Origin of the sequence: Plantactinospora soyae, assembly GCF_014874095.1 — a bacterium.
GTDB classification, from domain to species: domain Bacteria; phylum Actinomycetota; class Actinomycetes; order Mycobacteriales; family Micromonosporaceae; genus Plantactinospora; species Plantactinospora soyae.
This window is the reverse complement of record NZ_JADBEB010000001.1, coordinates 8,068,906-8,094,050: the sequence shown is the minus strand read 5'-3', so window position 1 is coordinate 8,094,050 and position 25,145 is coordinate 8,068,906. Positions and strand designations below refer to the sequence as shown.

Here is a 25,145-nt window from a genome sequence, read left to right as displayed (position 1 = left end):
GTCGGTGGTCGGCCCGGCCCGGGTCAGTCGTCCAGGGCCGCCAGGATGCGTTCGGCGGTGATCGGCAGGTCGCGTACCCGGACCGACAGGGCGTCGGCGACGGCGTTCGCGATGGCGGCGGCCGTCGGTCCCTGGGCCGCCTCGCCGGCGCCGACGGAGGGCTCGTCCGGCTGGTCGATCAGGTGTACGTCCACCTGCGGCACCTCGCTGAACCGCAGGATCGGATAGCTTTCCCAGTCCGCGCTGGTGATCCGCCACCGGTCGAACCGGACCCGTTCCCGCAGGGTCCAACTGGTCGCCTGGACGGCGCCGCCCTCGATCTGGTTGCGTACGCCGTCCGGGTTGACCACCCGACCGACGTCGACCACCATCGCCAGCCGGCGGACCCGTACCTCGTGCACGGCCTCCACCTCCGCCACCACCGCGCAGTACGCGCCCCGGTCCTTGTAGCGGGCGAAGCCGATGCCGTACCCGACGCTGTCCTGCGTGCCGCGCCGATCCCAGTGCCCGAGTTCGGCGGCGGTCGACAGCGCCTCGCGGGCCCGCGGATCGGCGAGCTGCGCCAGCCGGTACGCCACCGGGTCCTGCCCGGCGGCCAGCGCCAGTTCGTCCATGAAGGACTCGATCGCGAAGACGTTCGTGTACGCGCCCAGCGAGCGCAGTGACGACGACCGTACCGGCGTCCGGAGCACCCGGTGGCCCCGGATCCGGCGGTGCGGAAAGGTGTAGATCGGCGTGGCGTTACGGGTGGTTCCGCCACCGCCCTGCACGGGTGGGTCGACCGGTGGGGGGACGGGGCGGGACCGGTCCCGGTGTGCCGCGCCCAGCAGTCCCGGGCTGCCGGCGTACCCGGGCCGGGCGGTGTGCCCCTGGCTCCACACGTCGTACGACCAGCTGAGCACCGCTCCGGTGGCGTCGACGCCGGCCTCGACGTCGGCCACCATGGCGGAGCCGAAGGGCGCCCAGGTCAGCTCGTCGCGCCGACTCCACCGCACGTGCACGGGCCGGCCGGGTACCGAGCGGGCGAGCAGCACCGCGTCGAAGGCGGCGTCGTCGGCGCCGTTGTGTCCGTAGCTGCCGGCGCTCTCCACATGCCGCACGCTGACCTGGTCGGCGTGCAGGCCCAGCGCCAGCGCGACGGCCCGTTGCAGGCCGTGGATGCCCTGACTGTGGCTCCAGACGCTGACCGCGTCGCCATCCCAGCGGGCGGCACCGCAGCTCGGCGCCATCGAGGCGTGCGCGAGGAAGGGCCGGCTGTAGCTCGCCCGGATCCGCCGGACGACCCCGTTCGGCGCGTCGGGCAGATCCGACTGCGTATCGGGCAGATCCGAGTCGGCCACCACGATCGACTCGGTGGGACTGTCGCGGAGGAACCGGGACAGGTCGTCCTCGTCGGGTAGCGTCGGCTCCTCGTGCCAGCGCGCGGTGCCGGCCAGGGCGGCGGCGGCCCGCTCGGCGCTCTCCTCGTCCTGCGCGACCACGCCGAGGAAATCACCGTCCCGGAGCACCGAGACGACTCCGGGCAGGGCGTGCGCGGCGGCGGTGTCGACCTCGGTCAGGGTCGCCGCCGGTGACGGCGGCCGGACCACCCGGCCGGAGAGCTGTCCGGGCAGCGCGAGGTCCTGGATGAACCGGGGCCGGCCAGTGATCTTGTCGGGCAGGTCGAGCCGGGGCACGCTGGTGCCGACCAGGCGAGATTCGGGTACGGCCTTGGGCCGGACCGATCCGTCCACGTTCCGGTCGAGGTCGACCCGGTCGGTCAACTCGCCGTAGGTGACGGTGCGGAGGCTGTCCGGACCGCTGGCGACGCCGCCCCGGACGGTGACGTCGGCCGGGTCGACCGCCAAAGTACGGGCGGCCTCGGCGACGAACAGCGCCCGGACCTGCGCACAGACCTGACGTACGGCGGCACCGGAGTCGGCGACCGAGAGGCTGCCGGCGGTCAGGCCCTCGTCCGGCCCCTCCGCGGTGCTCGCCGCCTGCATCGCGATGGCGGCGAGGTCGACGTCCAGCTCGTCGGCGGCGAGTTGCGCGAGCGCGGTGAGGATTCCCTGACCGAGTTCGACCTTGCCCACCCGGACGGTGACCGTGCCGTCCCGACCCACGCTCACCCAGCGGGAGAGCCGGGGGTTCGCGACGAGTCCCCGGGGCAGCGCCGGCCCGGTGGTGGACGGCGGGTGCGTGCTTCCGGTGCTCATCGGTGTCAGGCTCCGATCCCACCGGTGCGATCGCCGGTCCCGTCCGGCTCGGCGGGTCCGCCAGGCCGGTCGGCGGACTTCGCGGACCGGCCGGCGCGGACCACGGCTCGGACGATGCGCCGTTGTGCACCACACCGGCACAGGTGCCGGTCGAGCGCGGCGGCGACGGTGGACTCGTCCGGATGCGGATTCTCGGCGAGCAGCGCCGCGGCGCTGACCAGGATCCCCGAGACGCAGTACCCGCACTGGGCCGCCTGCTCGTCGAGGAACGCCTGCTGGACGGGGTGCAGTACGTCGCCGTCGGCGAGCCCCTCGACGGTGGTCACGGCCTTACCGGCGGCCGACCACATCGGGATGTCGCAGGCTGGTGCGGGCCGCCCGTCGAGCAGTACGACACACGCGCCACAGAGCCCGAGCCCGCAGCCAAACCGGGAGCCCTTGAGGCCGAGCCCTTCCCGCAGCACGTGCAGCAGGGTGCTGTCGGCCTCGGCGTCGACCCGCCGTCGTTCGCCGTTGACGGTCAACTCGAATGTCTGCTTCATGTGTCAGGCTTCCGGCCGTACCTCGGGGCAATGATCCACAATCGGTTGCAACAGCCTTGCCTAGCCGGACCGCGCCGTCAACCGTTCCCGTAACGCGAACCCCGGCCGGTGGTCCACGCGGGGAGCCGCTACGTAGGCTGCCTCTGATGGATGCGACGAGCGGATCTACCGTGTCGGGCCGGGCGGCGGCGGACGCGGGATACGCGACCGCCTTCGACCACCTGTTCACCCGGGGACGCGCCGCCGTGCTGGCCGGTACGCACCACCGGGACACGCCGCCGGTGGACGGCGGCCGGTGGGGACTGTCGGTGGTCCTGCTGCCGGACCCGGACTGCGCCCGCCGGTTGGCGGCGGTGACGGCGGAGGCGCTGGGCGTCGCCGGGGCGGAGCACTGGCCGACCGGTGCGGTCGAGGCGGTGCACCTCACGGTCCGGGCGCTCGAGGCGCACCGGTCGGTGGTCCCGCCGGACGATCCGTTGGTGGCGCGCTCCGCGTCGGCGCTGCGCCGGGCCGCCGCCGCCTCGCCACCGGTCCGGCTGCGGCTGTCCGGGTTGACCCTGACCCCGTCCGGCGTGATGCTCTGCGCCTTCCCGGAGGATCCGGCCGCGGCCGGGTTCGCCGACCGGCTCGGCGCGGAGCTGGGGACGGACGGCTGGTTCGAGGCCGCTTACCACCGGGACATCTGGTACGCCACGCTGGTGCACTTCGCCGCCGAGATCCGTGACCCGTCGGGTCTGGTGGACTGGGTGGCCGCCCGGCGGAGACTGGACCTGGGCACGACCACCGTCGGCGCGGCCGACCTGCTGCGGTTCGCCTACAACGGTCGCCAGCCGGTACGGGTCGGGCTGGCCCGAGCCCCGTTCGGCGCAGTGTCGACCTCCTAGCCCGGCCTGTCGACCTGCGGGTCCAGCCGTCAGCGCGACGTCGCGTCGTCGACGCCGCCGGCCGGGACCGGGAGGGCGCGGAGTTTGCCGCGTATCCCGTCGGCGTCGACGTGGTCCGGAGCGATGATCGCAAGCGCCCGCCGCCAGGAGTCGCGGGCGGCGTCGAGGTCGCCCGCGGCCTGCTGGGTGTCGCCGAGTTGGGCGAGTAAGCCGGCCTCGCTGTCCGGGTAGTCGAGGCCCTGGCAAAGCTCGAGGGCGCGCTGGTAACAGGCGACGGCCGTCGGATGGTCGCCGAGGCGATAGTGGGCGAATCCGAGGTGCTCCCAGGTCCAGACCTGGCCTCGGCGATCGTCGTGCCGCTGGTAGATGGCCAGCGCCTGCCGGCAGAAGTCGAGCGCGCGCTCGGGCTCGCCGAGCTTGCCGTACTGACCGCCGACGGCGTTCAGGGCGTCGGCCCGCCAGATCTCCTCGCCGACCTGGGCGTACAGGTCGAGGGCCTGGCGGCCGTGGTCGAGCGCCTCGGCGTGCCGGCCCTGCCGGGCCCGAAGCTTGACCAGGAACATGTGGGTGTGCGCCTGCCCGGCCGGGTTGTCGCCCTGGCGGTGCAGCGTGAGAGCCTGCTGGGCGTGCCGCTGGGCCTCGTCGTACAGTCCCAGCCGGGTGTAGGCGTTCACCAGGTTCTGGTGCGCGCGAGCTTGTGCCGGCCGGTCGGCCAGCCGTCGGGCCGCGTCCAGCGCGGTGCGGCCTACCGCCGCGAGTTGCGGCCAGTGCCCCCGGGACCACAGGAAGTTGTCCAGGGTCCAGGCGAGTTGCCAGGCCTGGGTCTCCGATCCAGTGGTTGCGGCAACGTCGACGGTGGCGAGCAGCACCTGGTGCTCGGCGGTGAACCAGGCCGCTGCCTGCCGGTGGTCCGCGCTGCTCTCCGGTGTCACTCCGGGATGCGGCGCCGGCAGCGTGATCGGATCGCGGTACCGGTCGATCAGGTGGGTGGCGGCGTATGCGGTGTGCAGGTAGTGGTCCAGCGCCCGCTGCGTCGCGGCGTGGCGCTCGTCGGCCGAGTCGACCGCGTGGGCCTGCTCGTTGGCGTACGCCCGCAGCAGGTCGTGGAAGGTGTACCGCCGGGGCACGTGTTCGACGAGGAGGTTCGCCCGGACCAGATCGGCCAGCAGTGGACGTGCCCGGGACAGCGGGAGCCCGGCCAGACTGGCCGCCGCCGGCCCGGTGACGTCCGGCCCGGGATGCAGTCCGAGCAACCGGAACAGCCTCGCCGTCTCCGGCGTCAACGAGCGGTACGACCAGGAGAAGACCGACCGTACGTCGCTGGTGTCGTCGTCGGTCAACGCGTCCAGCCGGCCACGGTTCTCGCGGAGCTGCCCGGCCAGTTCGGTCAGGGTGAACGTGGGATTGGTGGCGGCTCGGGCGGCGACGACGGCCAGGGCCACCGGTAGCCGCGCGCAGTGACGGATGATCTCCGCGACCGCCTCGGGCTCGGCCGCCAGACGCTCGGCACCGAGTCGTCTGGCCAGCAACTCCCGGGCCTCGTCGAGGGTCAGCAGATCCAGGGTCAGCGGGTGCGCGCCCTCGACCGTGACCAGCCCGGACAACCGGTTGCGGCTGGTCACCAGCACGAGGCAGCCCACCGCGCCCGGCAGCAGTGGGCGGACCTGATCCGCGTCCCGGGCGTTGTCCAGCACCACCAGGGCCCGCTTCCCGGCCAGCAGGCTGCGGTAGAGGGCGGCCTGCGCGTCCAGGCCGGCGGGGATCCGGTGCGGTGGCACCTCGAAGGCGTCCAGGAAGCCCCGTAGCGCCTCGGCGGGTGTGGTCATCGGGGCACCGGCCGGCTCGAATCCGCGCAGGTTCACGTAGAGCTGCCCGTCCGGGAAGTCGGCGGCGGCCTGGTGGGCCCAGTAGACGGCCAGGGCGGTCTTGCCGATCCCGGCGGTTCCCCCGATGGCGGAGATCACCATCGTTTCCCCGCGACCCGTTCGCGAATGTCCGAGTTGGCCGGTCAACGCGGCCAACTCGGTGTTCCGGCCGGCGAAGTGGCGTACCGGCGCCGGAAGTTGTCGCGGCACGACCGCGCCGCCGGACGGCGCCGGCTGCGGCGGCGTGGCCCTCGGCTCCGGATCCGGTCCGCGCTCGCCGGCCGCCCAGCCGGCCTGCCGCATCTCCCAGCCGACCCACCCCACCACCAGCACACCGAGGCCGGCGCCGACCGGCAGGCTCCAGCCCTGGGTGAACACGTTGGTGAACGCTCCCGCCAGGAATGCCAGCATGGTGGAGACACCCGCCGGTAGACCACGTCGCGCCCATCCCGCCATCGCGTCACCGTCCGACATGGATACCCGTCGTGTAGATCCACGATACCGACTGTCAGCCCTCGGTGGTGTCGGGTCCGGGCGGGGCGGGGGAGCCGGTGGCGGCGGTGGCCCGGCCGAACCGGGCGCTCCACTCCCGGATCTGGTCGAGCAAGTCGGGCGGCGAGACCACCTCGAACTCCGCGCCGAGCGAGCCGAGGGCCAGGATCGGCCAGTCCAGGGTGTCCGTCGTCATCGACAGCCGGCACCGCTGGTCGTCGAGGTGCTCGACGGTGCCCCACCGGCCCACCCGATCTCGTACGGTGCCGGCGGGGGCGTGGACCACCGCCTCGACCCGGTACGGCGTGGCCAGGTTCTGGATACCGGCCCGGACGAACGCGGCGGCGTCCTCGGCGGGCAGTTGACGGGGGTTGAACCGGGCTCCGGTGCCCCGGGGGTCGTGCAGGCGGTCGAGTCGGAATCTGCGCCAGTCCTGCCGGGTGAGGTCGTAGCCGACCAGGTACCAGCGGCGGCCGAGGGAGACCAGCCGGTGCGGCTCGACGTGTCGGGCGGTCTGCTCGGTGTCCCTGGCGGTGTAGGAGAAGCGCAGCCGTTCGGTGTCCCGGCAGGCCTGGGCGACCGTGGTGAGGACCGCCGCCTCGATGGTCGGTTCGGTCCCGTACCCCCACAGCGCCGGTACGGTCATCGCCCGCAGCGCGTCGACCCGACGCCGTAGCCGGGCCGGCATCACCTGCACCACCTTGGTGAACGCCCGGATCGACGACTCCTCGATGCCGGCGATCGCGCCCTGGGCCGCCGCCTGGAGTCCGACCGCGAGGGCGACGGCCTCCTCGTCGTCGACGACCAGCGGAGGAAGTGCCGCGCCCGGGGCGAGCTGGTAACCACCGTCGACTCCCCGGTGTGCCTCCACCGGGTAACCCAGTTCCCGCAGCCGGTCGACGTCGCGGCGCAGCGTGCGTACGGAGACGTCGAGCCGGTCAGCCAGTTCGTTGCCGGGCCAGTAGCGGTGGGTCTGGAGCAGGGAGAGCAGGCGGAGGGTCCGGGAGCTGGTGTTCGCCATGCCGCAAGTCTGCCCGCAATTGAGGTCAGGAAGTGGCCGCTATGGCCCCTAAGTTTCTCCCCATGACCGAATCGAACATCCGACCGGCGGGACGTGACGATGATTGACGCCCGCTCGCTCACCCGGGACTTCGTGGTGAGCCGCAGCCAGACCGCGCACGCCGTCCGGGGCATCAGCCTGCGGATCGAGCCCGGCGAGCTGGTTGCCGTACTCGGCCCGAACGGGGCCGGCAAGACCACCACGATGCGGATGCTCACCACGCTGATCGCGCCGACCTCCGGCACCGCCACGGTCGCCGGCCACGACGTCGTACGCGAGCCGGCCCAGGTCCGCCGGCACATCGGCTACGTCGGCCAGGGCAACGGCGCGGGCCACACCCAGCGGGTCCGGGACGAACTGAACACCCAGGGCAGCATCTACGGCCTGGACCGCCGGTCCGCCCGGCAGCGGGCCGACAAACTGCTCGACGCCCTCGACCTCACCGAGCTTGCCACCCGGAAGGTCTCGGCGCTCTCCGGCGGCCAGCGTCGACGCCTCGACGTGGCGATGGGCCTGGTGCACGGGCCCTCGCTGCTCTTCCTCGACGAGCCCTCCACCGGGCTGGACCCGCAGAGCCGGGCGAACCTGTGGGAGCACATCCTGCGGATGCGGGCGGAGAACGAGATGACGGTCGTGCTCACCACGCACTACATGGACGAGGCCGACTCGATGGCCGAGCGCGTCGTGGTCGTCGACCACGGCGAGATCATCGCCGACGACTCGGCCGCGACGCTCAAGGCGAAACTGGCCGGTGACCGGATCGTCGTCACGGTGGCCGGACAGGACGCCCGACCGCTGGCCCGGCTCGTGGACCGGCTGCCCGGCGCCCGTGACGTGGTGGTCGACGGAAACCGGATGCAGGCACACGTCGGGGACGGACCGGCGGCGCTCCCGGAACTGCTGCGGGCCGCCGTGGCCGCGGACGTACCGGTCGCGACCGCACAGGTTCACCAGCCCACCCTGGACGACGTCTTCCTCACGCTCACCGGCCGCAGCCTCCGGGAGAGCGGCACCGGGCAGGACGACCCGCAGGATCCGAAGACCCTGAAGGAAGCCGCATGAGCACTCTCAGCGTCACCTCGCCGATCCGTTCGGCGGGTCGGACCGGGCCGCTCGGCCTGTTCCGGGACATCGGCATCGTGATGACCCGGGAACTCCGGCCGCTGCTGCACGACCCGTTCTCGGTGATCTTCGGAATGGTGCAGCCGCTGGTCTTCCTCGGGCTGTTCGGGCCGCTGCTGGTCGGCTCGCTCGGTGGCCAGGCCGGTACCACGCTCGGCGACGCCGGGGTGTGGCAGTGGTTCGTACCGGCCATCCTGGTCATGACGGCCCTGTTCGGCACCTCGGCCACCGGGGCCAACCTGCTGTTCGAGTTCCAGACCGGTGCACACGAGCGGATGCTGGTCACCCCGCTGTCCCGCCCTTCCCTGCTGATCGGGCGGGCGCTCAAGGAGATGGTGCCGCTGGCCGGACAGGCGGTGGTCATCGTGCTGGTGATGATCCCGTTCGGCTTCCGGCTGCACCTGGCCGGTGCCCTGGTCGGGCTGGCCCTGCTCGCGGTGTTCGGCATCGGGCTCGGTGCGCTCAGTTACGCGCTGGCGATCGCCGTACGCAGGCAGGACTGGATGTTCTGGGTCGTACAGCAGACCCTGATCTTCCCGCTGATGCTGCTCTCCGGGATGCTGCTGCCTCTGGAGACCGGCCCGGGTTGGATGCGGGCGGCGGCGGACCTCAATCCGCTCGCCTACCTGGTCGACGCCGAGCGCGCGCTGTTCAACGGCCAGATCGGCACCGCGACCGTGCTCTGGGGATGGGTGGCGGCAGTGGTCACCGCCCTCGTCGGGCTGGCGGTCGGGGTCCGGGCGATGGCCCGTAGCGCCGAGTGACGGTTGCCCCGGTCGGTCCGCGCTGACCCGCGGTCCGGCCGGCGGCCCCGCCCTCGGACCACGGTCGACCCGCTTCATCCTAGGATGCTCTACGGGTGGTGCCCGGCAGCACAGGACGACGGTCGGCGGGCCCACTGGGTCCGGATACTCAGCCGAAGCCGGGCTGTCCGGCTCAGGACGGGCCGCCGGGCGGTGGCCAGAATCGTGGGCATGTCCGAGACGCTGCGGCACCCGGCACCGTCCACCATCGACATTCCCGGCCCGACCCCGCGCGAGCGGTGGCGGCGGTGGCGGCTGTCCGCCTTCGCAAGCCTGCTCGAGGCGGTCCTCCGGATCGCACACGGCCACCCCGCACTCTGGCGGTGGCTGGCCCGTGGGTACCACCCGGCACTCGACCGGTTCGCCGCGGCCAACGCCCGGACGGTCTGCGCGCTGGCCGCGATCGAGGTACCGGCGTACCGGAGGCTGCTGAGCGCAGGTCGGACCGGCGCCCGGCGGCGGTTGCGGGACTTCCCGGAGACGGACAAGGAGAACTACGTCGCCGGGTACGACGCGGCCAGCCGCTGCTGGGGTGGCCGGCTGCCGGACCGGGGCGTGGTGGTCGACGAGTCGGCGGGTTCGTCGGGGCGTCCGTTCAACTGGCCGCGCGGCGAGCGGGAGTTGCGGGCGGTGCACCGCGACATCGCCGGCTACACCAGCCTGGTCTTCCCGATGCGGCGGCCGTTCGTGATCAACGCCTACTCGATGGGCGCCTGGGCGACCGGTACGACCACCGGCAACGCGATGGCCCGGATCGCGACGGTGAAGAACGCCGGCCCCGACCTCGACAAGATCGTCGACACGCTGCACGAGTTCGGCCCCGGGTTCGACTACCTGATCACGGCGTACCCGCCATTCCTCAAGCACCTGCGGGACCGGCTGGACCGGGACGGCTTTCCCTGGGCGCGGTACCGCATCTCCGCGACCTGCGGCGGCGAGGGCATGACCGAGGCGTTGCGCGGCTACCTGGAGGAGCGGTTCCGCCGGGTCCGGTCGGCGTACGGGGCGTCGGACCTCACCATCGGAATGGGTGCGGAGACCCGGTTCACCGTGTGGCTGCGGCAACGGTTGCAGACCGATCCGGCGCTGCGGGTCGCGGTGCTCGGCGAGGACGAACAGCGGTTGCCGATGGTGTTCCAGTACAACCCGCTGGCCACCTATCTGGAGCTGGGCGGCTACTCCAACGGAATCTGGCGGGCGGAGGGCGGCGAGATGGCACACATTCCGGCGTTCACCTCGTTGGCCGCCGAGGCGGCCGGGCCGGTGGTCCGGCGATGAGCGGGCGCGGCGAACCGACCGGCCTGGAACGGGTCGTCGACCGGCGCGGCCTGCGGGAGTTCCTCGCCCTCACCGACCGGGTGTACGTCGGCGAGCCGCGCTTCGTACCGCCGCTGCGCCAGCACGTACGACGCTGGTGGCGCGACGGCGTGCCGATGTACCTGCTCCGGGACCGCCCCGGCGGGGAAGTGGTCGGCCGGACCACGCTGCACACCGATGCCGGCTTCGACGCCAAGCGGGGACGGCGGTGCCAGTTGTTCGGGCTGACCGAGTTCACCGCGTCCGGGGCGCGGCCACTGCTGGCGGCGATCACCCGGGCGGCCCGCGTGGCAGGGGACCGGGACACGGTGTTCGGCCCGGTGGCCCTGCTGCCCAACGAGACCGGCGGGGTGATCACCTCCGGGTACGCCGACCGGGGCTTCATCGACAGCGCGTACAACCCGGCCTACTACGTGACGGCCTACGAGTCGTACGGCTTCCAGCGGCGGTTCGAGTCCGACACCTGGATCTGTCCGGTGGCCGGGAAGGAGCCGCCGCCCGCCGCCGCCCCGCCCGACGGGGATCTCCGGCTGCACCGGGGCGACATCCGACGGTTGGACGACCAGCTCGAACTGCTCCGGGAGATGCTCAACGCCTCCTTCGAGCAGCTCGGCTACTACACCGCGATCTCGGCGGAGGACCTGCGCCGGCAGACCGACGGGCTGACGTACCTGCTGGACGAGTCGCTGCTGCTCTATCTGACCAGGGCGGGCCGGCCGATCGCGTTCGTCCTCTGCATTCCGGACATCAGCGAGTTCGTGATCCGGGTCCGGGGCGATCTCGGGCCGCTGAGTCAACTCCGGCTGCTGGCCACCCGACGGCGGTACCGGCGCGAGGCGATCCTGCTGATCAAGGGGGTGGTGCCGGCGGAGCAGGGACGTGGGCACCAGCGACTCCTCGCCGACGAACTGCACCGGAACCTGCGCGCCGGCGGCTACACGACGCTGCGCAGCACGTACGTCGGGCGGGACAATCCGGCGTCGGCGGCGCAGTTCCGGGCGATGGGCGGCCGGCCGCTGCACGGGTACACGTTCTACGAGAAAGCGCTGTAGATGGACGTCGAGGCGTTCCGGGCGCTGGCGCCGCTGTGCTGGCGGGCGCCGAGCGCGCACAACACCCAACCGTGGCGGCTGCACTACGACACCGGGGCCGTACGGGTGGGTTGGGATCCGGCGGACGCGCTGCCGGCGGCCGATCCGACCGGACGCGACCTGCGGCTCTCGCTCGGGGCGTTCGTCGAGACCTGCCTGGTCGTCGCCGCCGACGCCGGCCTCGCGGTACGGTTCGAGGCCGATCACTGTGCCGAGGAGCGTCGGGTCGGCTGGTTGCGCGGCGCCCGGCGGCGTTACGACACTCCGTTCGGGGCGGCCGGGGTGCGGGACCGGCGTACCCACCGGGGCCGGTACCTGACCGGGGCGGGGCCGGAGGTCGTGGCGGCGCCCGCGCCGCGTGCCGCCCTCGCCACGCAGCTCGGCGTCGCGCCGGAACGACTGCTGCACGTGGTCCGGGTGGGCCGTCCGGCCATGGCGGCGGCACCGTCCGCCCGTCGGCGCGACGCGCGGTGACCCACGCCGGACCGGGCGGCCCAGCACACGGTACGACCAACCGGCCGCGCCGGGCCCGGCTCAGAGTTGCGGATGATGTCTCGCGTTCCGCAGCCGGATGCCGCTGAACGCCACGGTGCTGGTGATCACGGCGTCCCAGAAGGGCCAGAGATTGTCCAGTACGCGCAGTTGGATCCCGGCCTCGGCGTGGCACTCGAGCAGGTCGCCGACGGGTTCGGGAGGACCGAGCGGCTCGACCGCCTCGACCGAGACGTGGGCGTGCGGCTCGGGCATGCCGAAGGGGCGGAACTGCTCGGCCGGCAGCCGGTAGGCGAACAGCCGCGTCTGGCGGATCGCCTCCAGCCAGCCGTACTCGATCGCGTGGACCCGGTCTCCGCAGCCGGGTCCCATGATCCGGTCGCGGTCCGCCTCGGAGGTCGTGTCGCAGATCCAGGCCATCGCGCGCGGACACTGGCGGGGGAACCAGTAGTCAGGTGCGCGGTCGTGGTCGACGGCCCAGACGTAGGCGTCGGACTGCTGGGCGGTCGCGGCGACGTGTGGAACGAACCGGGTGATCGTCGGATCCTCTGAGAAGTGGAGCACCTGCCCGGGTTCCGGTCGCATTTGAATGTTGATACGGCAGCACCCGGGGCGGGCACAACCCCGATCCGTGCAAATTGCACGGACGACCGTCCGGCGGCGCACTACCGGTCCGACATCCGGTCGACCCGGCGCGGCACGTCGATCGCGATCGCCGACGTCACCTGGTCGGCTACGCCCCGTCGGCGGGGTCGCTGGGCAGTACCTCCGGCAGCGGATGTCCCGGCACCGGGACCAGCGCGGGGACCTCGTCCAGGTTGAGCCCGACGTGGATCCGGGAGGCCTGCCCGGGATGGTCGACGCAGACCACGACGCGCTGCACCCCGGTGCTGTCGACGAGCTCGGTCGTGTACGACGTCAGGCGCTCGATGTCACCCACCCAGAGCGTGTGGTCCATCAGGTCGAGTTCCCCGTCGAAGACCACCGCGCCGAGGTACGGCATGTCCCGGGACCAGATCGACACCCGGGTCGGCGACACCGGGCCCCGGGTGCGCACCACGACGTGCCGGTCGTCGGCGGTCGCCGCCGAGTCGTCGTGCTCCACCTCGGGGAAGGCCGTGGCGCCGATGACGACCAGGGCGTGGTTGGTGTAGATGTCGACGGCTCCGACCAGCAATTCTGCTCCTCGTTCGGGTTCGGGGTCGCGGCATCGTACCCAGCGGCGGCGACATGGTCCGCATCCGTACGCGCGGTCGGCGGTCGGCGCGGCCGGGCCCCGCGGGAACCGGTCGCGAAAGTGTCACCGTGCCCGTCTATGTTCTCGGGGCATCGGATCGAAGGGCGGGGGTCGTGGAGACGGTCGGCATCGGATGGGAACGGCGTAGTGTGGCGCGGGTGCTGCCGGTCGTGCAGCCCCGCAAGCTGGCGAAGGTGCCCTTCGTCGAGCTGGCGGACGGGCGGCTCCAGGGCGTCGTGTCGAGCGGTTCGGACATCGAGCGGGTGTACGTCTCGTCGATCACCGCCGGCAGCCACGGCCTGAACTGCAGTACCAACAACAACCGGCCGTGCGGCGGGCTGCGCGGCTCGCCCTGCAAGCACCTCCAGGCGCTGGTCGACGAGGCGGTGTTGCAGTACGGGGTCGACCGGGTCACCCGCTACCTGCGCATCGAGGTGGACGGCGAGTTGTCCTCCGGCGCCGACCTGGTGGCCCGGCTGCGCGGTCGACCCGAGTCCAGCCCGGCGGCCGTCGTCTTCAGCCGTTTCCTGCGCCACCTCGCCTACCTGGAGCTGCCGGAGACCACGGAGCCGATTCCGGAGCTGCACTGGTTCCCGGCGATGGGGGCGGTGCGCTGATGCTCGGAACACAACTCGCCGAACTGCGGGGCGACGCTCTGCCCGGGGTGGGGGAGGCGCTCGACCTGGTGGCCGGCCTCGACGAGACTCTCGTGCCCGGCCTCGCCCGGCTGACGCCGGAGCGGGCCGCGGCGTTGGGCGCGCTGGCCGCGGCGGTGGCGGGCACGCCGCTCGACGATCGGGTACGCGAGGCGGTCGAGAAGATCGTCGCTGGCTCGCTCGGCGACGAACACCTGCTGGCACTGGCGGCTGCCCGTACCGCGCTGCTCGGCGCGGTGCACGACGCGCTGCTCGCCCGGCTCGACACCGCGTTGGGTCGGTCCCGGGCCGCCTGGACCGCACCGGCATCGTCGGCGGGCCCGACGGCCGGGACGGAGAACCTGCGCGCCGGTGCCCGGTCCTGGCTGCGTGAGCTGGCGATCACGGGTTGGCGGGGGGTCGACCACGACATGGTCTCCGGTTCGGCCCAGACGCTCGAGTCGGTGCTGGCCGAGCCGCGGCTGCGGCGGCTGGCGGTGCTGCTCGACGGCCTGGCCGCCGAGCTGCGTACGTCGTGCCCGGTCGCGACGCTCGACCGGTTGCCGGTGCGACGCTGGGCCGACCTGTGGAGCCGGGCCCTGCTGTTGACCGAGGTCGGTGGTTGGCCGGGTGTTCCGGCGGACGGCGACCGGGTGTCGGGGCGGTTGCTGGTCCTCGGGGTGGACGTGCACGAGCACGGCACGGCGGTGCAGGTGCAGGTGCACGCCGTGCTCGAACCCGCCGGTGGCGCGCCGCCCCGGCTGGTGCGGACGAGCGTCGCGGCGGCGAAGGTGGACACGATCGTCGGCCCGGCGATCTGGCGGCTGCTGCGGGGCTATCCGGTGCTGCTCCGCGCGCTGGCCGAGCGTCGGGCGGTAGAGGTCACCGAGCTGCCCCTGCTGGACGGCGGTGACCTGGTGTGGCACGAGGACCGGGCCCGCCCGGGTGAAACGGTGGATCCGTTCGCCACGGCCCGGCTCCGGCTGGGCCCGGCGCTCGCTCCGGCGGTGCCGCCGCTGGAGCGTCATCCGGTGCGGATCGCCGAACCGGTACTGCTGGAGGGATACACCACGACCGTCGCCGAGGGCGGCTCGACGGTCACGCTGGACCTCGGCGGGCAGGTCGTCGGCGTCGACGTGGATCGGCTGCCGACCTGCGGGCCACTGACCCCGGAGCTGGTGGCGGCCTCCTCGGCCTGCCTCGGCCTGGTCCGCTGGGACGGCGGAAGCTGGACGGTGCAGCCGTTCGCGGTCCGCTACCCGGCCAAGCGTGCGACGGCGGAGGCGCACACCGGCGACTGGGCCCTCGGCCTGACCGACCCCAAGCTGGTGAAGGCGGAGGCGAAGGCCGGGGACGCCGTGGCGGTGCTGCGCGAGCGGGCGGGACGGTTGCTGCGGAAATGAGTGGAGCCAGCGATCAGGGCGGTGGGTTCACGCCGGACCATTCGACCAGCGCCGACGAGAATCGGCGGCAGGTGCTCTACTGGCGTCTGCTGGCGCGGGTCTTCGCCGCCGACGAGCAGCCGTCGCTGGAGTCGGCCAGCGTGGCCATCGTCGACGACCTCGGCCTGCCGGCGGCGCTGCTGGACCCGTCGGTGTCGGTGGACACCATCGTGCAGCGTTTTCCCGATCTTGCCGGCGAGTTGCAGGACGTGATGGTGCCCCCGGCCACCGGTACCGGACCGGAGGACGCCCCGGCGGGGCAGGGCGGCAAAGGGCCGGCGGGGCAGAGCGGCGACGCCCCGGCGGGGGAGAGCGGCGACGCCCCGGCGGGGGAGAGCGGCGACGCCCCGGCGGGGGAGAGCGGCGACGCCCCGGCGGGGGAGATCGGCGACGCCCCGGCGGGGGAGAGCGGCGACGGGCCGGCGCCCGTCGCGACACCCGGCGTCGGGGTCGGTGCGACCGACCCGGCCGACGCTGGGGTCGGTGCGGCGGTTGACGGGACCGGCGGCGTCGACGGTGGGGTCGGCGCGGCGGAGGTACGCCGGGCGGCCCTGGTGTCGAAGATCCTGCTCAACGTCTTCTCGACCGGGTCCGGCAGCGTCACCGCCACCGAACTGGCCCGCTGGCAGTCCGACGCCGGCTGGTTCGAGCGGGCGCTCGGCGCCGAGCCGGGGCACCTACGCGGCCGTCCGGGCATGGGTGAGCTGGCGGGCGTACTGGCCGGGCTGGAGGGCGATCTCGTCCGCCGGATGCACCTGCGGGAGGTGCTGGCCGATCCGGCACTGGCCAGCCGGCTCACGCCGAGCATGTCACTGATCGAACAGTTGCTGCGAGACAAGGCGAACCTGTCCGGGGTGGCGCTGGCGAACGCCAAGGCGTTGATCCGCAGGTTCGTCGACGAGGTCGCCGAGGTGCTGCGTACGCAGGTGCAGCAGACCAGCGTGGGAAGCGTCGACCGGTCCGTTCCGCCGAAGCGGGTGTTCCGGAACCTGGACATCGAACGCACGATCTGGAAGAACCTGACGAACTGGAGTCCGGAGGACCAGCGGCTGTACGTCGACCGGCTCTACTACCGGCACACCGCCCGACGTACCACGCCGGCGCGGATGATCGTCGTGGTGGACCAGTCGGGGTCGATGGTCGACTCGATGGTGAACTGCACCATCCTGGCGTCGATCTTCGCCGGGCTGCCGAAGGTGGACGTGCACCTGGTCGCGTACGACACCCGGGCGCTCGACCTGACCCCGTGGGTGCACGATCCGTTCGAGGTGCTGCTGCGTACCCGGTTGGGTGGTGGCACGGACGGGACGGCCGCGTTGACCCTGGCTCGCCCGAAGATCGTCGAACCTCGTAACACCGTGCTGGTGTGGATCTCCGACTACTACGAGTCGGATCCGGCCGGGGTGTTCGAGGGCCTGGCGGCGGCTCACCGGTCCGGGGTGCGGGTCATTCCGGTCGGGTCGGTGAGCAGCGGCGGTCAGCAGAGCGTCAACCCGTGGTTCCGGCAGCGGTTCAAGGACCTGGGCACCCCGGTGCTCTCTGGCCACATCCGCAAACTCGTTTTCGAACTCAAGAGCTTCCTCACCTAGGAGACCCCTCGAATGACCGACGACATCCTGCGTGCCCCCGCCGAGGTCAAGTACGCAGAGGAACTCGACTGGCTGGAGTCGGTCGACGACGGCCCCAAGCCGTTCTCCTGGCGGCTCAGCCCCCGGATGGTGCGGCTGTTCGTGCTCGGGTCCGAGCGGTCGGACGGGCTCGACCGCGAGATTCCGCAGAAGTGGTTCGGCGACCGCAGCTTCGTCGAGCGCAGCATCGTGACCCTGGCGTCCGACCGGGGCCTGCTGCTGATCGGCGACCCGGGCACCGGCAAGAGCTGGCTCGCCGAGCTGCTCTCCGCCGCGATCAGCCGCAACTCGACCCTGGTCGTGCAGGGCACCGCCGGCACCACCGAGGACCACATCAAGTACTCGTGGAACGTCTCGATGGTGATCGCCAAGGGACAGTCCCGGGAGGCGCTGATCCCGTCGCCGATCATGACGGCGATGGAGAACGGCGTGATCGGCCGGTTCGAGGAGCTGACCAGGTCGACCAGCGACGTGCAGGACGCGCTGATCTCGATCCTCTCCGAGAAGTATGTCTCGATTCCGGAACTCGACGACGACGGCATCGTGTTCGCCCAGCCCGGTTTCTCGATCATCGCGACGGCGAACAGCCGGGACCGGGGGGTGAACGACCTGTCGTCGGCGCTGAAGCGGCGGTTCAACTTCGTGCGGATCCCGGTGGTGACGAACAAGCGCAGCGAGGCCGAGATCGTCCGGTTCCGTACCACCGAGCTGCTGCGCCGGCACCGGATCGAGTTGGACGTGCCACCGACGCTGCTGGACATCCTGCTGCAGAGTTTCGCCGACCTGCGGGCCGGCGCCGCGGCGGCGGGCAGTGACGACGAGAAGCTGGAATCGGCGCTCTCGACGGCCGAGCAGATCGGCGTGCTGGAGGACGCCATCCTGCACAGCCAGTTCTTCGGCGACCGTACGCTGCGGGCCGAGACGCTGGCCGGCTCGCTGGTGGGTTCGCTGGTCCGACGCAGCCCCGAGGACCTGGCCATTCTGAACAAGTACTGGCACGGTGTGGTCGAGCCACGGAGCAAGTCCGACGGCGGGCCGTGGCCGGCCTTCCTCGAAGGTGGCCGCCAGGCGATCGCCACCCTATCGTGAAGCCGGACTCCACCGCGACGACTCCGGATTCCGTCCGCAACGCGCCGCGCGGCGTCGCGTCGCCGGACCCGGCGGCCGGGCCGGCGGGTTCGTTCGAGGCGCTGCGCGGGCAGTTGCTCGACGCCGCCGAGGCGTTCACCGACGGCCCCGTCGCGCTGCCCGAGATCCTGTCGGGCCTGGTCGACGACGTCGACCGGGCGCTGCGCGAGGAACTCGAGATCTTCCCGGTGTGCCACCACTCGCCGTCCTCGGCACTGGCGATGGTGCGCCGGCTGCGGGAGAAGCAACCCAAGGTCATCTACCTGGAGTTGTGTGAGGATCTCCGCCCGCTCCTCGGCGAGCTGCGCAACTGTCGACTTCCGGTGGCGCTGCAGGCGTTCGCCTCCGACCTCGACGGCTTTCCTCCGGACTGGGGACCACTGAGCGTGGTGGCGCCGATCACCGAGGCGTCCGCCGAGTACCAGGCCATCGCGTACGCCCTGGACACCCCGGGCGTCGAACTGGTGCTGGTGGACCGTTCGGCGGACCACGTGTTCCAGTGGCTGCCCCGGGACAGGCCGGAGTCCGCGTCGCCCGACGGCGAACCCGCCGGACCGGACGGGGCCGGGGCGGCCGGAAGCGCGCCGCCGCCGGACGAGGCCGGCCTGCACGGAGACGCCGTCGGTGTCGAACTCGGCGACCTGCGTCCCCGGTTCGCCGAACTCGAGGCGTACCTGCTGCACCACGGCAAGGTCCGGCACTGGTCGGAGTGGTGGGACCAGTACGTCGAACAGCCCCTGGCCGGCGCCGACTATGACACCTACCGGCAGGTCATGGTGCTGATCGGCAGCCTCTTCCGGCGCCTGACGCCCGAGGGCGACGATCGGCTGCGCCAGGACGAGGACCGTGAGCGTTACATGTGGACCAGGATGCGTGAGCATCTCGGCGCCTCGGGCGCGGACCCGGCGCACTGCCTGTACGTCTGCGGCGCCTTCCACGCGGCGAGCCGGGTCGAGGAGTTCGGCACCGCCGTACCGGTGTCGACCGACGAGGCTGCCCCGCGATCGGGTGACGGGAGTGCCCCGTCGAGCTACGAGATCAGTCCCCGGACCGCCACCCGATGGTTGTACGGGCTCATCCCGTCCAGCCACTCGGCGATCGAGGCGCAGTTCGGGCTCGCCTCCGGTTCGGTGTCGATCGCCGCGGCCACCTGGCGGAAGGCGCTGACCCGTGGCGCCCTCAAGCCCTTCCAGCTCGACGGCCAGCAGGGCGGCCGCAAGCGCCCGGGGCGGAAGCGGTCGACGTCGCCGGCCGCGCCGGAACCGGTCACCGACCGGTTGTCGAGTTTCCTGGCCAGTCCGCCCGCGCTGGACGGGTTGGACGAGGCGGAGCTTCTCGAGTGGTGCGTCGACATCGTCCGGCTCGCCCGCCGCAACGGTTACCTGGCCAGTACGGCGGACGCGATCGCCGTGTTCGAGACTGCCATTCTGCTGGCCGGGCTGCGTAACCGGGCCCGGCCCACCCCGTACGACTTCGCCGACGCCGCGGTGACCTGTATCGAGAAGGACGTGGTGCCGGGCCGTCGTGACGTACGCCGGCTCTGCGAGATCCTGCTCGGCGGCGACCGGATCGGTCAGGTCGGCTACGACAGCCTTCCGCCGCTGGCCCGCGACGTCTTCGACCGGCTGGCCCCGCTCCGGCTCGACCTGACGAAGCGTACGGTGCAGCGGGCCCTGTTGGACCTGGGCGGCGACCCGGAGCTGGTGCCCGCCTCGGATCTGTTGTGGGTCCTGCGTCGGCTGCTGCCCGACGGTGCGGTGCGGCCGATCATGGGTGAGCGGCGGCTCGGCGAGCGGTCGATCCAGGAGAGCTGGGATCTGGCGCTGGGCAGGCACCAGCGGTCGATCATCGAGTTGGGCTACGAGGGGATCACCGTCGAGCAGGTGCTGGAGCTGCGGCTGCGGCGTGCGGTGTGGGCGCCCGATGCCACCGCCGCCGGTGCGCTCGCGGCGGTGGAGGACTCCATTCTCTACCTGGGCGGGCGACGGCTCGCCGACGAACTCGGGGCGCGGGCCGTGGAACTGCTCGCCGCCGAGCGGACCGTGGACGACGCGCCCGAGGTACTACGGCGGATCCGCCGGCTGCTGGCGCACTACCGGGCCACCCGGCCGGACCTGCCGGCCTGGTGCGAGGCGTTCGCGACCTCCGGGTACGCGCACTACTGCACCCTGCTGCCGACGGCGTTCGCCGACGAGGAGACCGGGGTCCGCCAGGTCGGCGCCATGCTCGGTTTCCTGTTCTCGATGGAGAGTCTCGCGCTGTCGTTGGGCTGCGACCGGGTCCAACTCGAACTCGCCGTGCGGCAGTCGCACCCCGAAGCGCCGGCCAAGGTGGCGCTGCTCTGGGCCGCCCAGTTCCAGCTCGGTCTGCTGCCGTTGGCCGAGCTGCGGTCACGCTGTGCCGAACTGTTGACGAACCCGCTGGTCGTACCGGCGTTCCCGCAGTACCTCAGTGGGTTCGTCCAGGCGTTGGAGCCGGTTCCGGCCCTGGCCCCCTTCGTGGTCGAACTGATCTCCACGGCCTTCGCCCGGCTTCCCGACCCGGTGCTGCTGCCCTGGCTGCCCAAGCTGATCACGACGCTGCGGGAGCAGGCCCGCGAACTGGTGCCGGTGCTGGTCAGGGAGGCCGGGCGGACGTTTCCCGGCAGCCTCGCCGAGGTCGATTCCTGGGTGCCGCCATGGTCGACCCGACAGGTGACCGGCGTGACGCCCGCGTCTCCGGCGGCGCCGGCCGGACCGGTCGCCGATCTGCTGGTCGCGCATCCGGCGGTCTGCGACGCCGTGGCGGAGCTGCTCGGCTGCGACCAGGGTTGGCTGCCGGCCGGCCGGTCCGGCGCCGGCTCCCCGCACCCGGCGACGGCCGCGCTACTGGGCCGGCATCCCGCGACCACCGTCGCCGTCGCGGACCTGCTGTCCGATCGGAACCCGGTCGACTGACTTCTGCCGGATGTGTCGTACGGGTGGGGTTGGCCGCCCGCCCCTGTGGCGATCAATCCGGCGACGATCCACATAGGCCGCCTGGAATGCGAAGAGCGGTACCCTCGGGTGTACTGGATTGCATCACCCTCCGGTCTCAGGATTCGAACGAGATCAAAGGTCGTGCTCAATGCCTGATCCATACTCCAGACGATCATTTCTGACTGGCGTACTGGCCAGCGGGACGGCCACCGCGGGCACCATCTATCTGCTTCCAGGCGGTCGACCGGCCCCCGCCAGCAAACCACCTCCAGACACCCGGCTCCGCCTCGCCACCGGTCAAGACCCCAGCGGAGCCCGCACCCTCCTGATCGACATGTGGAACCGAGCCAATCCCAAGACGCCCATCAGCCTCATCGAAACGCCGGGTGGCTCGCGCGACGAGCGACAGGTCATGCGGGACCTCGCCGCAGCGGGAACGGTGGACATCGTCAACCTCGACGTGATCCATATACCGGAGTTCGCGAAAAAGGGGCTCATCGCTCCGATCAAACTGGTCAATCCCGGAGAGATCTTCGAAGAGATCAAGTTCGTCAACCGGGTGCCCGACGCGACCGACCAGTACTGGGCCGCACCGCTGAACACCGATGCCGGCATGCTCTTCGACCGCCAGCCGGAGGATGATGACGCGTTGGAGGGGGTGTCGTTATCGGGAACGCTCGCCGCTGTCCCGGAAGGCAGCCGGCAGTTCGTGGGTCAACTCAACCCGGTTCAGTCGACCTCGTACGAGGCATTCGTCGTCAACGTCCTCGAACATGCCCTGTCCGCCGACCCGACCATCCTCAACCCGAACGGCACGGTGTCGAGGGATCTGGGGCAGTGGCAGGAGGCGTTGGCTCCACTTGCGATCGCCATCCGGCAGGGGAAAGTACTGCTTTCCGGCAACGAGAGCGAGAGTCGGCAGGCCTTCAAGGGTCGGCGATACATGCGCAACTGGCCCGTGCAGTACCGTGAACTTCAGAAGCAGGACGACGTTGACGCGAAAGCGTCGCGAATCCGGGTCAGTCCGCTGAAGGCGGGCATTCTCGGCGGCCAGAGCATCGCCCTCGTCGCCAGGTCGCCCCACCCCGAGGTCGCGAAACAATTCATCGACTTCATGACCGACATGCCGGCGCAGAAGATCCTCGCCTCCTACGGGTTGGCGCCGGCTCGTTTCGACGTCTACGACGACGTCGACTTCAAGGTGCTCGCACCCCATCTCGATCAGCTTCGGACGGCGGTGGAGAATACGCGACCGCGACCGATGAACTCGAACTACTCCCAATTCTCCGATGCGGTCCGGGTCCACACCAGAGCACTGCTGATAGATCGCAAGCCGTTGACATCGGAGTTCATCGACCAGATACAGGCGGCGCTCGGCTGACCGGTAACCCGGCGAGGTGGGAGGAGAACTGACATGACGGTCGAGTTGTGGCAGGTGCCGGTGCTGGTCATGGCGGGTATCGTGATATTGGAACTCGCGATCGGCGCGACGGCGCGCAGATGGCTCAACAGCGTCAATAGAATGCGACTGCGCACTGCGCTGATCATAGCCCTTGCCGTACTCGTGATCGCGGGCGGTGTGGTGACCCTGGGGCCAGATCTCGCGGACAAGCTCGCCAGCGTCGCGGCCCTGATCGTCGGGGCGCTCGCGCTGTGGCGGCCGGGGTATCGAAAGTCGAGCGAAGAAGATGTCGGTCCCTTGTCCGCTGAGGAGGGTCAGAGCCGGAGTGCGGGTCGGCGGGAGGGCCCGGCTGCCTGACAGGTGTCGATCTCGACAACCCCGTAATCTCCGTGACATCGTCGGTGTCCGCCATCCTCCGGGGAGGAGACCGATGACTGTTCTCAGATTCCTCGTCCAGCGCTGGTCAGCCGTCAACCCAACCGTCCGGGCCCGCAGGTCGGCCCGGATGGGCAGTTCCGCCGCTTCGATCGGTGCCGACGGATCGGCCCGGCCCCGCCCCGCTGGCCGTACCCTCGCCGGAACCCTGGCCGCCGGCCTGAGCACCGTACTCGTCCTCGGCGTGGCGGTGCCGGCCACCGCCGCCGGTTCCGGCCCGGCGGGGCAGCGGCTCGACATCGAGGTGCTGTCCAGCCGGCCGGACCAGGTCAGCGGCGGCGACGCGCTGATCCGGATCACGTTCGACCGCCGGACCGATCCACGGTCGGTCCGGGTCACCCGTGACGGCACCGACGTCACCCGCGCGCTGAGGGTGGACGGCGACTCGCTGCGCGGCGTCGTCGACGGGCTCCGCGACGGTGGGAACGTGCTGTGGGCGACCGCCCGGCACGCCCGTACCGCGACCCTCGCGGTACGCAACCATCCGGTCTCCGGACCGATCTTCTCCGGTCCGCGGCAGTATCCGTTCCTCTGCCGTACCGAACAGAACGGCCTTGGGCAGCCCATCGTGGACAACCAGGACGCCGAGGGGATGCGGGTCCGGGGCGCCGACGGCGCAGTCGTCGGTTGGAGCCGGGACTGCGCCGCGCCGACCGTCACCGACCGGCTGTACCGGGCCGGCGACGGCACCTTCAAGCCGATGCCGTCGGACGGCAGCCGGCCGGCCGACCTCACCACCACGACGACGCTGGACGGCCGGACCGTCGACTACGTGGTACGGCGGGAGCGCGGCACGATCAACCGGTTCGTCTACTCGATCACGGTGCTGGAGGCCAACTGGAACCGGCGGGTGATCTACCGCTTCGACGGTGGGGTCGCGATCGGGCACGACCAGGGTCGGCTGCCCGGCGGACATCTCTACCACGAGGGCCTCTCGCTCGGGTACGCCGTCCTCTACTCCACCGGCACCCGCACCGCCACCCACTACAACATGGTGCTCGGCGGCGAGACGGCGCTGATGCTCAAGGAGCACTTCATCGAGGAGTACGGGGTGCCGTCGTACACGGTCGGGGTGGGCGGTTCCGGCGGCGGCATCCAGCAGTACCTCTACGGGCAGAACTACGGCACCCGGGTTCTCGACGCGGCGATTCCGCAGTACTCGTACCCGGACATGGCGACCCAGACGATCCACGTGGGCGACTGTGAGCTGCTGGAGTACTACATGGACGTCACCGACGGGGCGAACCCGAAGTGGCGGAACTGGGAGAACCGGACCTGGTTGATCGGCATGAACGCCAGTGCGACGGTGCCGAACCCGTACCTGGGGGGCACGCCGGGGTCGACCGAGTGCATCGAGGGCTGGCGTGGCCTGACCCCGCTCGCGCTGAACCCGCTCTGGTCGCCGGGTGACCCGCTCTGGGCCCAGATGGATCCGCCCGGCGTCGCGCAGACGGTGCAGTGGTCGCACTGGGGTGACCTGGTCAACGTCTACGGCACCGGCCCGGACGGGTACGCCCGGTCGACCTGGGACAACGTCGGCGTCCAGTACGGGCTGTCGGCGCTGACCGCCGGCCGGATCACCCCGGCCGAGTTCCTCGACCTGAACGCCCGGGTCGGCTCGTGGCGACCACAGCCGCAGATGGTGCAGGAGGGATGCCCGTTCACCCCGTCGGCCTGTGCCGACCCGGCGCAGTTCGACCCGTGGTCGTCCCGGAACATGCGGCTCTCGCCGGACGGTGGCGGTACCCCGGCGCCGCGTACGACCGGCGACCGCGGGGCGATCCGGGCCGCGTACGACTCGGGGATCGTCTTCACCGGCGACATCGACATCCCGATCATCGATTGGCGGCACTACCTCGAAGAGCAGCTCGACATGCACAACTCGCACCAGTCCTTCGCGTCCCGGCAGCGGATGCGTGACCACGACCGGAACGCCGGCAACCAGGTCATCTGGTTCACCGATGCCCGGCCGGCGGAGGCGTTCGACCAGACGCCGGAGGCGCTCGAGGTGATCGACGACTGGATGGCGAACCTGCGGAACCGGCCCTGGCGGGGGGTGCAGGGCAACAAGCCGGCGCTGGCCGTCGACCGCTGCTTCAGCACGGCCGGTACGGAGATCGCCCGGGGCGAGCACGTCTGGGACGGCATCCTCGACAACCGCCCCGATGGTGCGTGTACGTCCCGCTTCCCGCTCTACGGAACGTCGCGTACCGTCGCCGGTGGCCCGATCGCCGGTGGCGTCTACGCCTGTGACCGGCAGTCCGTGCCGGCGGCCGTCGCCCGGGGCCTGTACGGGTCCTGGCGACCCACCGGGGCCGAGCGGCGGCGCCTGGAACAGATCTTCCCCACCGGGGTCTGCGACTACCGCTGACCCCACCCACCGCGCACCGCCCGTCCGCCCCTCCGCCGGTTGAC

20 protein-coding genes are annotated in these 25,145 nt (G+C 71.7%); 14 read left to right on the top strand and 6 right to left on the bottom strand.

Annotation, left to right across the window (positions count from 1 at the left end; all coding sequences use genetic code 11):
* Window positions 1-23: 23 nt before the first annotated feature.
* Together H4W31_RS35505 and H4W31_RS35500 are read right to left on the bottom strand one after the other, a co-directional pair.
* Window positions 24-2,198, bottom strand: a complete 2,175-nt coding sequence (locus H4W31_RS35505; protein ID WP_192770596.1) for a xanthine dehydrogenase family protein molybdopterin-binding subunit — start codon at window positions 2,196-2,198, stop codon at window positions 24-26.
* Window positions 2,199-2,203: 5 nt separating this feature from the next.
* Entirely contained in the window at window positions 2,204-2,740 is a 537-nt protein-coding gene (locus tag H4W31_RS35500; RefSeq protein WP_192770595.1) for a (2Fe-2S)-binding protein, read from the bottom strand.
* Between the two features lie 146 nt (window positions 2,741-2,886).
* Between H4W31_RS35500 and H4W31_RS35495 the strand changes: the two genes are divergently transcribed.
* Window positions 2,887-3,624, top strand: a complete 738-nt coding sequence (locus H4W31_RS35495) for a hypothetical protein (protein WP_225945854.1) — start codon at window positions 2,887-2,889, stop codon at window positions 3,622-3,624.
* 29 nt (window positions 3,625-3,653) lie between these two features.
* Here the strand turns inward: H4W31_RS35495 and H4W31_RS35490 are convergent, their stop codons facing one another.
* Together H4W31_RS35490 and H4W31_RS35485 are read right to left on the bottom strand one after the other, a co-directional pair.
* Complete coding sequence (locus H4W31_RS35490; protein WP_192770594.1) at window positions 3,654-5,900, bottom strand: ATP-binding protein; 2,247 nt, start codon at window positions 5,898-5,900, stop codon at window positions 3,654-3,656.
* A 97-nt stretch (window positions 5,901-5,997) separates the two neighbouring features.
* Window positions 5,998-7,002, bottom strand: a complete 1,005-nt coding sequence (locus tag H4W31_RS35485; RefSeq protein WP_192770593.1) for a helix-turn-helix transcriptional regulator — start codon at window positions 7,000-7,002, stop codon at window positions 5,998-6,000.
* 99 nt (window positions 7,003-7,101) lie between these two features.
* Here H4W31_RS35485 and H4W31_RS35480 point away from each other — a divergent pair, with 99 nt between their 5' ends.
* The 5 genes from H4W31_RS35480 (at window position 7,102) to H4W31_RS35460 (ending at window position 11,848) form a co-directional block, all read left to right on the top strand.
* Window positions 7,102-8,103 (top strand): ATP-binding cassette domain-containing protein, encoded by a 1,002-nt coding sequence (locus tag H4W31_RS35480; RefSeq protein ID WP_192772653.1) that lies wholly within the window; start codon window positions 7,102-7,104, stop codon window positions 8,101-8,103.
* Window positions 8,100-8,927 carry an ABC transporter permease gene (locus tag H4W31_RS35475; protein ID WP_192770592.1) on the top strand — a complete coding sequence of 276 codons (828 nt, stop codon included), beginning with the start codon at window positions 8,100-8,102 and terminating at the stop codon, window positions 8,925-8,927. The genes H4W31_RS35480 and H4W31_RS35475 overlap by 4 nt, the downstream gene beginning before the upstream one ends.
* A 210-nt stretch (window positions 8,928-9,137) precedes the next feature.
* Window positions 9,138-10,244, top strand: coding sequence for a phenylacetate--CoA ligase family protein (locus H4W31_RS35470; RefSeq protein WP_225945853.1), 1,107 nt, complete (start codon window positions 9,138-9,140; stop codon window positions 10,242-10,244).
* Entirely contained in the window at window positions 10,241-11,335 is a 1,095-nt protein-coding gene (locus H4W31_RS35465) for a hypothetical protein (protein WP_192770591.1), read from the top strand. The genes H4W31_RS35470 and H4W31_RS35465 overlap by 4 nt, the downstream gene beginning before the upstream one ends.
* Complete coding sequence (locus tag H4W31_RS35460) at window positions 11,336-11,848, top strand: hypothetical protein (protein WP_225945852.1); 513 nt, start codon at window positions 11,336-11,338, stop codon at window positions 11,846-11,848.
* 60 nt (window positions 11,849-11,908) lie between these two features.
* Here H4W31_RS35460 and H4W31_RS35455 read toward each other — a convergent pair whose 3' ends face one another.
* Both H4W31_RS35455 and H4W31_RS35450 read right to left on the bottom strand, forming a co-directional pair.
* Entirely contained in the window at window positions 11,909-12,451 is a 543-nt protein-coding gene (locus H4W31_RS35455) for a DUF6886 family protein (protein WP_192770590.1), read from the bottom strand.
* A gap of 148 nt (window positions 12,452-12,599) precedes the next feature.
* Window positions 12,600-13,043 carry a hypothetical protein gene (locus H4W31_RS35450; protein ID WP_192770589.1) on the bottom strand — a complete coding sequence of 148 codons (444 nt, stop codon included), beginning with the start codon at window positions 13,041-13,043 and terminating at the stop codon, window positions 12,600-12,602.
* Window positions 13,044-13,252: 209 nt separating this feature from the next.
* Here H4W31_RS35450 and H4W31_RS35445 point away from each other — a divergent pair, with 209 nt between their 5' ends.
* From H4W31_RS35445 to H4W31_RS35410, 8 genes are all read left to right on the top strand, one after another.
* Complete coding sequence (locus H4W31_RS35445) at window positions 13,253-13,720, top strand: hypothetical protein (protein ID WP_318783765.1); 468 nt, start codon at window positions 13,253-13,255, stop codon at window positions 13,718-13,720.
* On the top strand, window positions 13,720-15,141 hold the full coding sequence (locus H4W31_RS35440; protein WP_192770587.1) for a hypothetical protein: 1,422 nt from the start codon (window positions 13,720-13,722) through the stop codon (window positions 15,139-15,141). The genes H4W31_RS35445 and H4W31_RS35440 overlap by 1 nt, the downstream gene beginning before the upstream one ends.
* Window positions 15,138-16,769 (top strand): VWA domain-containing protein, encoded by a 1,632-nt coding sequence (locus H4W31_RS35435; protein WP_192770586.1) that lies wholly within the window; start codon window positions 15,138-15,140, stop codon window positions 16,767-16,769. The genes H4W31_RS35440 and H4W31_RS35435 overlap by 4 nt, the downstream gene beginning before the upstream one ends.
* A gap of 12 nt (window positions 16,770-16,781) precedes the next feature.
* Entirely contained in the window at window positions 16,782-17,897 is a 1,116-nt protein-coding gene (locus H4W31_RS35430) for an ATP-binding protein (RefSeq protein WP_192770585.1), read from the top strand.
* Between the two features lie 101 nt (window positions 17,898-17,998).
* A complete protein-coding gene (locus H4W31_RS35425) occupies window positions 17,999-20,872 on the top strand; it encodes a DUF5682 family protein (protein WP_192772652.1) in 2,874 nt (957 codons plus the stop codon).
* Window positions 20,873-21,041: 169 nt separating this feature from the next.
* A complete protein-coding gene (locus H4W31_RS35420; RefSeq protein ID WP_192770584.1) occupies window positions 21,042-22,274 on the top strand; it encodes an extracellular solute-binding protein in 1,233 nt (410 codons plus the stop codon).
* 33 nt (window positions 22,275-22,307) lie between these two features.
* The gene (locus H4W31_RS35415; protein ID WP_192770583.1) at window positions 22,308-22,652 is read left to right on the top strand and encodes a hypothetical protein; all 345 of its coding nucleotides are present in this window, start codon (window positions 22,308-22,310) and stop codon (window positions 22,650-22,652) included.
* Window positions 22,653-22,725: 73 nt separating this feature from the next.
* Window positions 22,726-25,101, top strand: coding sequence for a DUF6351 family protein (locus H4W31_RS35410; protein ID WP_225945851.1), 2,376 nt, complete (start codon window positions 22,726-22,728; stop codon window positions 25,099-25,101).
* Window positions 25,102-25,145: the final 44 nt, after the last annotated feature.